Source organism: Streptomyces sp. HUAS TT7 (genome assembly GCF_051550175.1).
GTDB lineage: Bacteria > Actinomycetota > Actinomycetes > Streptomycetales > Streptomycetaceae > Streptomyces.
Genome location: NZ_CP196176.1, coordinates 137,044 through 148,030, shown reverse-complemented (window position 1 = coordinate 148,030; position 10,987 = coordinate 137,044). Strand labels below are relative to the sequence as shown.

The 10,987-nt window shown below is 69.3% G+C and carries 14 protein-coding genes; 10 read left to right on the top strand and 4 right to left on the bottom strand.

All coding sequences use genetic code 11. From position 1 onward, the window contains the following. Nucleotides 1-139: 139 nt before the first annotated feature. The 3 genes from ACSHXC_RS41235 to ACSHXC_RS41225 all read right to left on the bottom strand — a co-directional run bounded on the left by ACSHXC_RS41235 (nt 140) and on the right by ACSHXC_RS41225 (nt 3,245). On the bottom strand, nt 140-514 hold the full coding sequence (locus tag ACSHXC_RS41235) for a nuclear transport factor 2 family protein (protein WP_438297289.1): 375 nt from the start codon (nt 512-514) through the stop codon (nt 140-142). An 802-nt stretch (nt 515-1,316) separates the two neighbouring features. After that, nucleotides 1,317-2,252, bottom strand: a complete 936-nt coding sequence (locus ACSHXC_RS41230; protein ID WP_438297288.1) for a LysR family transcriptional regulator — start codon at nt 2,250-2,252, stop codon at nt 1,317-1,319. 87 nt (nt 2,253-2,339) lie between these two features. Beyond that, entirely contained in the window at nt 2,340-3,245 is a 906-nt protein-coding gene (locus ACSHXC_RS41225) for a LysR family transcriptional regulator (protein WP_438297287.1), read from the bottom strand. A gap of 218 nt (nt 3,246-3,463) precedes the next feature. On the opposite strand from ACSHXC_RS41225, the gene ACSHXC_RS41220 reads away from it, so the two are divergent. From ACSHXC_RS41220 to ACSHXC_RS41190, 7 genes are all read left to right on the top strand, one after another. After that, a complete protein-coding gene (locus tag ACSHXC_RS41220; RefSeq protein WP_438297285.1) occupies nt 3,464-3,856 on the top strand; it encodes a VOC family protein in 393 nt (130 codons plus the stop codon). Between the two features lie 114 nt (nt 3,857-3,970). Then, on the top strand, nt 3,971-5,506 hold the full coding sequence (locus ACSHXC_RS41215; protein ID WP_438297283.1) for an MFS transporter: 1,536 nt from the start codon (nt 3,971-3,973) through the stop codon (nt 5,504-5,506). A 94-nt stretch (nt 5,507-5,600) separates the two neighbouring features. Further along, nucleotides 5,601-5,996, top strand: a complete 396-nt coding sequence (locus ACSHXC_RS41210; RefSeq protein ID WP_438297282.1) for a hypothetical protein — start codon at nt 5,601-5,603, stop codon at nt 5,994-5,996. An 87-nt stretch (nt 5,997-6,083) separates the two neighbouring features. Continuing rightward, nucleotides 6,084-6,722, top strand: a complete 639-nt coding sequence (locus ACSHXC_RS41205; protein WP_438297280.1) for a DUF3887 domain-containing protein — start codon at nt 6,084-6,086, stop codon at nt 6,720-6,722. Between the two features lie 9 nt (nt 6,723-6,731). Continuing rightward, nucleotides 6,732-6,929 carry a hypothetical protein gene (locus tag ACSHXC_RS41200; RefSeq protein ID WP_438297279.1) on the top strand — a complete coding sequence of 66 codons (198 nt, stop codon included), beginning with the start codon at nt 6,732-6,734 and terminating at the stop codon, nt 6,927-6,929. 596 nt (nt 6,930-7,525) lie between these two features. Next, nucleotides 7,526-7,783 carry a hypothetical protein gene (locus ACSHXC_RS41195; RefSeq protein WP_438297278.1) on the top strand — a complete coding sequence of 86 codons (258 nt, stop codon included), beginning with the start codon at nt 7,526-7,528 and terminating at the stop codon, nt 7,781-7,783. Further along, on the top strand, nt 7,780-8,157 hold the full coding sequence (locus ACSHXC_RS41190; protein ID WP_438297277.1) for a hypothetical protein: 378 nt from the start codon (nt 7,780-7,782) through the stop codon (nt 8,155-8,157). The genes ACSHXC_RS41195 and ACSHXC_RS41190 overlap by 4 nt, the downstream gene beginning before the upstream one ends. 80 nt (nt 8,158-8,237) lie before the next feature. Here ACSHXC_RS41190 and ACSHXC_RS41185 read toward each other — a convergent pair whose 3' ends face one another. Beyond that, a complete protein-coding gene (locus ACSHXC_RS41185) occupies nt 8,238-8,987 on the bottom strand; it encodes a dienelactone hydrolase family protein (RefSeq protein WP_438297646.1) in 750 nt (249 codons plus the stop codon). Nucleotides 8,988-9,246: 259 nt separating this feature from the next. Here ACSHXC_RS41185 and ACSHXC_RS41180 point away from each other — a divergent pair, with 259 nt between their 5' ends. The 3 genes from ACSHXC_RS41180 (at nt 9,247) to ACSHXC_RS41170 (ending at nt 10,753) form a co-directional block, all read left to right on the top strand. Further along, nucleotides 9,247-9,915: a DUF4097 family beta strand repeat-containing protein gene (locus ACSHXC_RS41180; RefSeq protein ID WP_438297276.1), complete on the top strand. Its 669-nt coding sequence runs from the start codon at nt 9,247-9,249 to the stop codon at nt 9,913-9,915. Nucleotides 9,916-10,148: 233 nt separating this feature from the next. Next, nucleotides 10,149-10,547, top strand: coding sequence for a carboxymuconolactone decarboxylase family protein (locus ACSHXC_RS41175; RefSeq protein WP_438297274.1), 399 nt, complete (start codon nt 10,149-10,151; stop codon nt 10,545-10,547). Then, nucleotides 10,547-10,753, top strand: a complete 207-nt coding sequence (locus ACSHXC_RS41170; protein ID WP_438297273.1) for a hypothetical protein — start codon at nt 10,547-10,549, stop codon at nt 10,751-10,753. The genes ACSHXC_RS41175 and ACSHXC_RS41170 overlap by 1 nt, the downstream gene beginning before the upstream one ends. Nucleotides 10,754-10,987 lie beyond the last annotated feature (234 nt).

The following is a 10,987-nucleotide window of genomic DNA, read 5'->3' as shown; positions in this document are numbered from 1 at the left end:
AAGCGGGAGACCGCGGACGGAAACGATGGGCTCAGCACCGTCCTGGGATGAACCAACGGCATCCCAGGACGGTGCGGAGCCGATCCCCTTTGGGCCGGCGGCTTGCGGCACGAACCCCGCAGAGGGGCGGGGGAGCAGGTCAGATCGCGGCTCGGAAGAAGTACGTGGTGCGGTGGACGATCTTTCCGCCCTGCACCAGATACGTGTCCGCGAAGCCCTCCTCCAGCGGATGCCCTAATCGGTCCTGCCCGGTGAACCGGCCCCAGCAGGCGGCCGACCCGAGGTCGGAGACCACCCGGTCGACCCGGTGCCGGCCGACGGAGACGATCCGGGTGTGCCGGTAGAAGAAGTCCACGTCGGCCAGGCCGGTGAGCGGTTCGTAGCCGGGGCGTTCATAGACGCAGTCGGGGGCGAAGACGTCGGGCAGGTCGTCCCATCTGCGACCGTCAATGATGGTGAACAGGTTGGCGACGAGATGTTCTGCGGTGCGCGCTGCGGGAACCAGTGGGGTCACGGTACGGGTCTCCGATCCGGGCTCGTTGCGGTGAAGGCAGGCGCTGACGGGATCTCTGCCGATGGGACAACAGGCCGGATGGTGCCCACGGCCCGCGCGTTCGTGCGGTCGGCCCCATCGTCGAGGTCTTCCAGGTGCTGTGGGCCGGGGCCGTCCGGCCAGGTGGTGCTGCCGAACCGGTCCGCTCGCCAGTACCTGCCCCGGGCTGCACTTGTGCGGGGGAATGCCCCAGCAGCTTTCACTTCGTGACCCGCTCCGGGCGCGGACGTCAGGCCGTTGCCGAGCGGTTCTGGGTCCGGCCTCAACCCGGCCGGAGCTTTCCGGCCATGCCGCTGCCGTGCCCGTCCGACACACTCCGTGCAAGAGACCGCCGACCGCCCCCACCGTCCGGCCCGCGCTTCCCCGGCGGCGGTGGAAGCGCCTGTCGGGTGATCAAGGCGCGCCTGGGGCGGGTCCAGTGACTGGAGGGGCAGGGTTCGTGGACTGCCGGGACGGCCCCGACACCGGCAGTTCGGCAACGCTGACCTGGCCCGCCACAACTTCAACCTGCTCGCCGACCCTAGCGCCGAGGAGGAGCCCGACATCCTCGACTGACGGAGCTCCTTGCGCGGCCACTGTTGCCGGACGCCCTGACGCGTTGTGACAGAGGCAGCGGCGCCCGGCTGATGAGCCGGGCGCCGCTACCGCCCCTAGGGCAGGCCGGAGTTGTGCCCGGCCGGCCGAAGTGCCGCGCGAAGAAGTGGACCGTACTGTCGGCCTCGAACCCGGGGGCAGGACGCCGGCGCGCGGTTCGGACTGAAGCTCAGAGCGCCGCCGTTCCCAGGTCACGGACCACCTGGACGAAGGCCCGGACGAGGTCGTTCTCGGCGCCGGTGCGCCACACGAGGCTCCAGTTCAGACGGGGGGCGTCGTGAAGGGGGAGGTAGACGATGTCGGGGCGGGTGTAGTAGCGGGTGACGTGGGCGCCGAGGCTGTTGACGGCTTCACCGGCGGCGACGATGGTGTACAGCGCGTCCAGGTTGTCCGCGGTGTGATTGCGGTCGATCGGCCGGCCCTTAGGGGTCTGGAACGGTATGAAGGCGTCTTCCCAGTAGTCGGGCAGCGGCGTGGTCGGGCCGATGACGCCGTAGTCGCCGAGGACTTCGACGGAGACCGACTTCCGGTCGGCCAGCAGGTGGTCCCGCCCGGCGAGTGCCACCCGGTGCTCGGTGAACAGGACGGGCCCGACGGTCAGATCGGGTTCCTCGACCGGGGTCCAGGACACCAGAAGGTCGATGTCGCCGGCGCGCAGGGGGGCGAACGGGTCGATGAACCCGTTGTGGCGGATCCTCAGCCCCCACTCGGGGTGCCGGGAGCGGAAGGCGTCCCAGTACGCGCGCAGGTCGTGGGCGTTGCTGGGCATCATGCCGACCCGCAGGACGTCCGCCTTGCCCTGGGCGGCCGCTCTGGCCCGCTCAAGGCTTTGCCGCAGTCCCCGGTAGACCGGCCGCAGGTCGTCGCGCAGTCGCTCGCCGACCGTGGTCAGCCGTACGGCCCGGCTGGTGCGCTCGAACAGCTCGGAACCGATAGCGCGTTCTTGTTTTTTGATGGCCTGGCTGACCCGGGCCGGTGAGACATGCAGCCGCTCGGCGGTCCGGCCGAAGTGCAGCTCCTCGGCCAGCGTCAGGAATATCTCGATGTCACGCAGCTCCACCGCTGTCTCGCCCCCCGTCCAGCCATGCGTTTTGACCTGCGACATCGCACCCTATGTGCTCGGCCGTCGGCGTAGCCAGGACGGTTGCGCGGGTCCCGGCCGCAAGCACGTCCCACCAGTGGGCGAAGGGGGTTATGCCGGGCTGTCCATGCTCTCCTTGTCGGCGGCTTCCAGGAGGGTCCGTACGAAGGCCTGGGCAGTGACGGTTTCGCTGCCGGCCTGCCAGGAGAGCCCGAACTCGATGGGAGGGGCGTCGAGCAGGGGGATGTAGGCGAGGTCGGGGCGGGCGTAGTAGCGGGCGGAACGGATGGAAGTGGGACAGACGCCCTTGCCCGCCGCAACGAGGGAGAGTGCCTCCTGCCAGGCGATGGTGGCGGGCCCGCGCGGGATCGCGCGGCCGGCCGGAGTGCGGTGCGGCAGGTGGGCGTCGAGCCAGTACTGCGGCGGGCCGGTGATCGTGATCAGGGGAATGCCCGCAAGGTCTTCCAGGCACACCGACTCCCGCCGGGCGAGGGGATGGTGGGCAGAGACTGTGAGGGCGCGCTGGTCGGAGTAGATGACAGGCCCGTTGACGATGTCGGCCTCGTCGACGGGCAGTTCGGTCAGCTGAAGGTCGATGTCTCCTGCCCGCAGCGCCCCGAAGCGGTCGTGCAGCGGCATCTCCGCGATCTGGACCTCGCAGCCGGGGTGGCGGGTCCGGAACTGGTCGGCGGCCTTGACGATCAGGTTGCCGCACCAGGCGCTGGAGAAGCCGACCTTCAGCACGCCTGTGATGCCGCGCACCGCCGTCGAGGCCGTCGCGATGGCTTGCTGGATCTGGCGATAGCCCACCTCTAGGTCGTCCCGCAGCCGTCGGCCCACGGTAGTCAGAACGACCTGGCGGCTGGTGCGCTCGAACAGCTCGGCGCCGATGACGCGTTCTTGTTTCTTGATGGCCTGGCTGACCCGGGCCGGTGAGACATGCAGCCGCTCGGCGGTCCGGGTGAAGTGGAGTTCTTCCGCGAGCGTCAGGAATATCTCGATGTCGCGCAGCTCCACCGTGCCTGGCCCTTCATGAACCTGTCGTCATAAACCTGTGGGTTAACGAACGTTGCAGGATTGGCCGTTGTTCCCCCTCTGACCACGGCCGATGCTGGTTCGTGTCGCCGATGCCCGGCCGACTTCACATCTGACCCCAGCAAAGGGCAGTCTCACATGACCCGTACCCGCGATGCGACGCCACGGAAGAACCCGCGACGCACCCACACGGCGACCGCATGAACATCACCGCCTCCACCGTGGCCCTGTACGTCGACGACGCAGCCGCCTCGGCCCAATTCTTCACCACCCACCTCGGATTCAGGGAAGTGGTGTCCCTGGGCGAGGAGTACATCTGTCTCAGCCGTGACGACGAGGCCGCCGACATCGTGCTGCTGCAGCGCTCGGCCGAGTCGCCGCCCGAGCCGACGTACGGTCGCGGGCCGAGGAACGTGACCGTCACGTTCACCGTCACCGCCATCGCCGACGAACACGCCCGGCTGCTCCGGGAGAACGCCCCCATCACCACACCGCTTCGCCAGAAGCCCTGGGGCGAGTGGACACTCCAGCTCACCGATTCCAACGGGGTCGTCGTCGAACTCGTCGAGTGGGTCCCGCCCGCCGGAGCCTGACCCCCCTTCAGCAGACGTACGCATCCACACGTGCCGCGTCTGCGCCCAAGCCACCCCCAAACGCGCACCGCCCCGCCAGTCCGGGATACCCGTGCGCCTTTCAGAGAGATGTCTATGGAACCGACAGCTGCTGCCCGTAATCCCCGCCGGTGGCTCATCCTGGTCGTGCTGTGCCTGAGCACCCTGGTGCTCGTCATCGACAACATGGTGCTCACCGTGGCGGTCCCGACGATCGCGGAGGATCTGGGCGCGAGCGCTCAGGACCTGCAGTGGGTCCTTGAGTCGTACATGCTGGTCTTCGCCGGTCTCCTGCTCACCGCGGGGAGCCTCTCCGACAAGTTCGGCCGGCGGAAGATGATGATCATCGGTCTCGCGCTGTTCGGCGCGGCCTCGGTGGTGGCGATGGAGGCCACCTCGCCCGGGATGCTCATCATCGGCCGCTCCCTGATGGGGGTCGGCGGCGCGCTGGTCATGCCGTCCACCCTCTCGATCCTCATCACCGTCTTCGACGAGGCCGAGCGCCCCAAGGCGATCGCCGTGTGGTCGGCGGTCGCGATGGTCGGCCTGGTCGGCGGCCCGGTCCTCGGCGGCGCACTGCTCGCCCAGTTCTGGTGGGGCGTCGTCTTCCTGATCAACATCCCGATCGCGATCCTGGCGATCACCGCCGCGATGGTCCTGATGCCGGAGTCCAAGGGCCCCTGGCGCAAGGCCGACCCGGTCGGCATGGTCCTCTCGGTCGTCGGCATGAGCGCCCTGGTCTGGACGATCAACGAGTTCCCCAAGGGCGGCCTGTCCCACCAGTCCACGGAGGTCTCCCTGGCGGTCACCGTCGTCGCGCTCATCGCGTTCGGCATCTGGGAGGCCCGCTCGAAGTCGCCGATGGTCCCGCTGGCCCTGTTCCGCGACAAGGTCTTCACCGGCGCCAGCTTCTCGCTGGTCCTGCTGACGCTGGCCAACGGCGGCCTGATGCTGGTCCTGACCCAGTACCTTCAGTTCGTCCTCGGCTACACCCCCACCGAGACCGGCCTCGCCTTCACCCCGCTGGCCGTGGCGACGCTGCTGTTCAACACGATCGGCGCCTCGCTGATCGCCAAGACCGGCAACCGCGTCATGGCCGTCCTCGGCCTGCTGATCATCGCCTCGGGCTTCGCGCTCCTGGCCAACTTGACCACCGAGTCCGGCTGGGGCGTCCTGGCCGGCGCGATGGTCCTGATGGGCGCCGGTTCGGGTCTGGCGATGCCTGCCGCGATGGGCGCCATGATGGGCGCCATCCCCGACGAGCACGCCGGTGTCGGCTCGGCCCTGAACGACACGATCCAGCAGGCGGGCGCCGCCCTCGGCGTCGCCATCCTCGGCGCGATCCTCTCCAGCACGTTCACGAACAACATGCCCGCCGACGCCCCCGCGGCGGCCCGCCACTCCATCGGCGATGCCCTTGCCGCCTCCGCCCAGGCCAAGGACAGCAACCTGCTGAACGCCACCCACAGCGCCTTCACCGACGCCATGTCCGCCAGCTTCCTCGTCGGCGCCGCCGGCGTCGTGGGCGCCGCGATCCTCGCGGTGTTCCTCATGAAGGGCAAGGACAAGGAGGCTCCGGCCACCGGGACCGCCGACCAGAACCCGGCGGACGCGGTCCTCGCCACCCACTGACCCCGCCCCCCCACCACACACGGACAGCGAGAGCGGTGACCTGGGCCCCTACCGGCCGAGGCCGCCGCTCTCGCCGTATCAGCGGGAGACAACCATGCACCCCCCTGGACCCCTTAGCGCCCGAGAACCGCCCCGCCACGGCCCGCCGCGCACTGGCCTGGGCCTCGACTTCGCCCTGGTCCTCGCGGCCGCGTGCGCGATCGGCGTCTACACCGTCCACCAGATCACCGACGTCTGGGACAACGCATCCCAACTGGGCGTGTCTACCTGGCAGTTGATCACCGGAGACGGCGACGCGACAGACAAGGCAGGCCAGTTCGCAACATCGCTCTGGCACCAAGTGGTCTCAGCGGTGATCCAGGGCTTCCTGCTCCTGGCCGCCACCGCCTTCGCCTGCCACTGGGCGTGTCCCTGGCATGCCGCCTGTACGCACCGCGTCCGCGCGGGAGCGGCGAGAGGAGCCCTTCGTGCCGCCGCGCGAGGAACGTGACGTGGGAGTACGGAAGCCGCTACCACTGAGGGAGTGGACGTAAAGAATCCCTTGACGCGAAGGAGGTTGTAAAGGCACCCTTTACGCATGACGACAGTCGAACCACCCTCGATGCCGCTCGGAGCCCTGACGGAGCAGCTGGCCGAGCAGGCGTCGGTGCTGGCCGGAGCGGTCGGCAGCCCGCTGGAGCCGCCCGCCTACCTCGACCTGGTCCGGCGCGCCCGGGACCTGGACGGCCTGGCGGAACAGGTGCTGAAGCTGTTCGTGCAGCAGAGCAGGGACGCCGGCCACACCTGGCAGGAGCTCGGCGACCTGCTCGGCGTGACCCGCCAGGCCGCCTTCCAGAGGTTCGGCAAGCCGATCGACCCGAGGACGGGAGCCCCCATGGACAAGACGGTGCGCATGGAAAACGCGGCAGCACGCGCGAGGAAGATCGTCGAGGCCGTCCTGGAGGACCGCATGGACGAAGCGAGGCAGAACTTCAACTCCCAGGTCCTGGAGGCCTTCACGGACGAGGTGAGGGGCAGCGGCCTGGCCACAGTGGCGGGCCTGGTGGGCGAGTTCGAGGCCTTCGCGCAGGAGGAGCCGTTCGTCCGCCGCGTGGGCGACCACACGGTGGTGGACATCCCGCTGCGCTACGAGGCTGGCGACATGAAGGCAAGGGTCGCCTTCGACACGGACGAAAAGGTGGCGGGCCTGTTCATCCTGGCACCGGAAGTCCCGTAAGGACTTGCGATGCCGGCCCCGCATGCCGTGTGGACCACGCTCGTCCCCCTGATGGCGCTGATCCCCGCGATCGTCTGCATGCTGGACATAACCCGCCACCCGAACACCCGAACCCTGACCCCCGGGACGTGGCTGGCGATCTGCGCCTTCGGGAACGTGCTCGGGCTGATCGTGTATCTCAGGTACGGGCGGGAGGAGCACCGCTAGCCGGGGCGGGCGCCGTCCGGTACCCGATGTACCCCGGCCCCGGCCACGACGTCGGCATCCCCCGGGTGGAGCACATCGAGCCCAACGAGTTCCTGGCAAACTGTTGGTCCGCGCCCATGCTCCGGCCCAGCGACCTGTGCGACCCGATGCGTCCGGCCGGCATGCCCACGGCCGGATCGGACGCCCTGACGAACGGGGACGAATCTTGAACCGGACCCAGGCCCCGAGTACATACGTGACCCCCGAGTGCCGCGAGGCCCGCAACCTCCGCTGGGACACGGGCCACCTCCACTGCCCCGGGCCACTCGAAGTACGACAGCCCTCGGGGGCGCTGCCCCTGGAAGTCCTCAACTGCGCGTGCCCCTGCCACACTGTCCCGTCCGGAGCCGCCCGGTGAACCCGCCTTCGCGTACGTCGCCGTCGGAACCGCCCCCGACCTCGCGACGGCACGGAAATGGATGCACGACACCTCGAGCGACGCCCCCCCCCGTGAGCTGCTGATGAGTCCGGCAGATCCGATCCGGAGCTCCTTCCCGCAATCCGATACGGATACGGGTACGTACCCGTATCCTGGAGGGGTGGAGAGGAGCACCACCATGGCCGACGCCAACGTCCGCATCCCTGAGGAAGCCAAGGACCGCCTCGCGGCCATAGCAGCCGGTGAAGGGCTCTCGCTGCGGGCCTACCTCGCCCGCCTCGCCGACACCCTGCTCACCCCTCAAGAGAGGGAAGAGCGGGCCGAGCAGGCCCGGGCTGCGCTCAAGAAGTGGAACGGGTATGCCCCGACGGCCACCGAGCAGCAGGACCTCGATGCCGAACTGGACCAGCGCCTGGCCCGGGTGACCGGCCGGTGAGCGAATCCGTGCACATCGTCCTGGACGAGACGGCGATGGCCGCGGCCGGCCAGGGCAACGTCCTGGCATCCCGTCTCATCCATCGCGCACACGCGGAGCCGGACTGGTTCCTGTACGCCCCGGCCTGCGCCCTCGTCAAAGCCGAACGCAGCCGCCCTGGAACGGTCGAGCACCTCGCCGCGATGCCCGGCATCATCGTCCTGAACCTGGACCTGCCCGCAGCCCTGGCCATCGCCCCGCACGAGACCTGGGCCGCCGCGCACGCCGAGTACACCGCGCAGCCCACCCCGGACCGGCCGGACGGGGCGATCGTCGCCACCACCGCCCCGAAGCGCTGGGAATCCCACCCGGTCCGCGTCCTGGACCTGGCCTGAGGGCCCGGTGCCCGACCACCAGTCGGGCACCGGCAACCGCAGGACACGTCAGGACTGCTTCCGTACGAGAAGCACGAACCTCAGCCCTTGCCCAGCGCCCGCCCGAGAAGCGGCAGCAACCGCTCCCAGTGTCGCTGCATCCCGGCGGGATCGAAGGCCGCGGTGTCGGCCATGGTGAAGCCGTGCAGGGTGCCGGGGTAGACCTCGCAGCTGTGGTCGACACCGGCGGCGTCCAGCGACCGGTCGAGTTCGGCGATGCCCTCGGGCGTCAGGTCGCCCTCGGCGAGCCCGAAGTGGACCTCGGCGGTGAGCCCGGGAGCGAGACGGTGCGGACTGTCGGGCGCGTCGGTGACCAGGCCGCCCGGGTGGAACCCGGCGACAGCGGCCACCAGCCCGGGGTGCGCGGCCGCGGTACGCATCGCCAGGCCACCCCCCATGCAGTAGCCGATCACGCCGACCGGCCCGGCACTGACCTCCGGCTGGCCGGTGAGGAAGGTGAGGTAGGCCTCGGCGTCGCGCAGGGCGAGTTCCGGGGTGAGCGCGTGGACCATCGGCATCAGCTGGGCGAAGAGCTCGCCCTGGTTGTCCTGCCCGATGAACTCGGGAACCTCCACCACCGGCGCGGGACCGTACCGGTAGAAGAGATTGGGCACCAGTACGTAGTACCCGTGCCCGGCCAACTCGCGCGCCATCTCCTCCAGCACGGGCCGCAGCCCGATGGCGTCCATGTACAGCAGCACGCCCGGGTGCCGCTCGCCGTGCTCGGGAAAGGCGGCGAAGGCGTCGGCCTGGCCGTCGGGGGTGGGTATCTGCAGAGTCTTGATGGGAATGACGGATCTTCCTTCCTGGGATTCCTGCCAGTAGATCACCGGCAGCACCGAAACGGCCAACTGCTTTGAGCCAGTTGCCAGTTCAGGGCCAGACCACCCGGCACGCCCCGCCCTGTGACCTGGGCCCCGCCCCCCTGAAGCCCACTGAAACCGCAGTAACGCCCCACTGAAACCCACCCCGCGCACTCTCTACGACATCGACACCGCGGCGAACGAAACCGCGGAAGCCGCAGAACACAACGAGTCGCAGGAGCCCGCCATGCAGAAGTTCACCACCGCCGCCCCGATCACCGCCGTCCTCGACATCCCCGCTGGCCGCATCCAGGTCATCGCCGCCGACAAGGCCGACACCACCGTCGAGGTCAAGCCCGCCGACCCCTCCAAGAACCGAGACGTGAAGGCCGCCGAGCGGACCACGGTCGCCTACGCCGACGGCGTCCTGCGCATCGAGACCGTGGTGAAGAACGAGTACTTCGGCGCCTCCGGATCCCTCGACGTGACCGTCCAGGTCCCCGCGGGATCCCGCATCGAGGCGAAGTCGCAGGCCGCCGAGTTCCGCACCGTCGGCCGCCTCGGCGACGTCACCTTCGACGGCGCCCACGGCACGGCCCAGCTCGACGAGACCGCGAGCCTGCACCTCACCGTCCACGCCGGAGACGTCTCGGTCGGCCGCCTGGCCGGGGACAGCGAGATCAGCGTCGCGGCCGGCGACATCAACATCGCCGAAGCCCTGCGCGGCACCCTGACGCTGCGCACCGAGTCCGGCAAGATCTCCGTCGGCGCCGCCCAGGGAGCCTCCGCCACCCTGGACGCGGGCACCAGCTACGGCCGCATCCACAACGCCCTCAACAACACCGAAGGCGCGGCCGCCGCCCTGAACATCCACGCGACCACCTCGTACGGCGACATCACGGCCCGCAGCCTCTGAGCGCCCGTACGAGTGCCTCACCGCGGACCGTCACGGACGACCGGACCGACCCGTATCCCGTTGAACCGACAACGAAGATCTCAACGAAGACCCAGCCGAAGATCTTCCCCGTACCGCTCCCGGAGCCGGACCTAAAATGGTCACAGGGCCCGCTCCGAGAGCCGGTCCTGGTAGCTCGTGGCCGGAGCGGGCTGGGCCGGATCGGGCAGGCGGGGCCCGATGAGGAGGCTGTCATGTCTGCCACGGTCAACCGCGGCGAGATCGAAGCCGACATCAAGGAAACCCTCGGCCTGGTCCCGCACTTCTTCCAGAGCATCCCCACCGAGCTGCTGGGCCCGGAATGGGAGATCTTCAAGCGGATCGAACTCGGCGAGACGCTGATCCCGAACAAGTACAAGGAACTGATCGGCGTCGGACTCCACTCCGAGACCAAGTGCCGCTACTGCAGCCTGTTCCACGCCGAGGCCGCGAAACTGTTCGGCGCGACCGACGAGGAGATCCAGGAAGCCGTGCACTACGCGAAGGCGAGCCTGGGCTGGAGCGCCTACATCAACGGCATGCAGGAGGACTACGACCAGTTCGCCGCCGAACTCAAGCAGGTCACGGACTACGTCAGGTCCAAGGCCGCCTGATGGAACTCGAACGGATCCGCCCACTGGTGCTGCGCGGCACCTTCCACGCCTACGAGCTGGCGGCCCTGATCGCGGCAGCCCGGTACGTCGTGGAGTCCGCACCGGCCGAGATCCCCACCGAGGCACTGGACCAGCTGAACCACCTGCTCACCGAATACGAGCACCAGGTCCGCAACCTCAGCCCTCAACCGCACCAACACCACTGACCCCCCCCAGGTCCCGGCGCCCACCGAGGCCGCAGCCGGGACCGCTTCGACGGCGCTGCTCGGGGGTCCTGCCGGGCCTGCCACCCTGCCGGAGCCGTCAGCCCCCGGCCCGAGCCCGCACCAGCAGCGTCCCGATGTCCTCCGGGTCCGGCTGCCTGCGGACAATCCCCGAAGGGAAAGACCCCGGCCGAGGCTCGCAAGGCCCTCAGACGGCTCCTGTCGAATGTCGTCTAC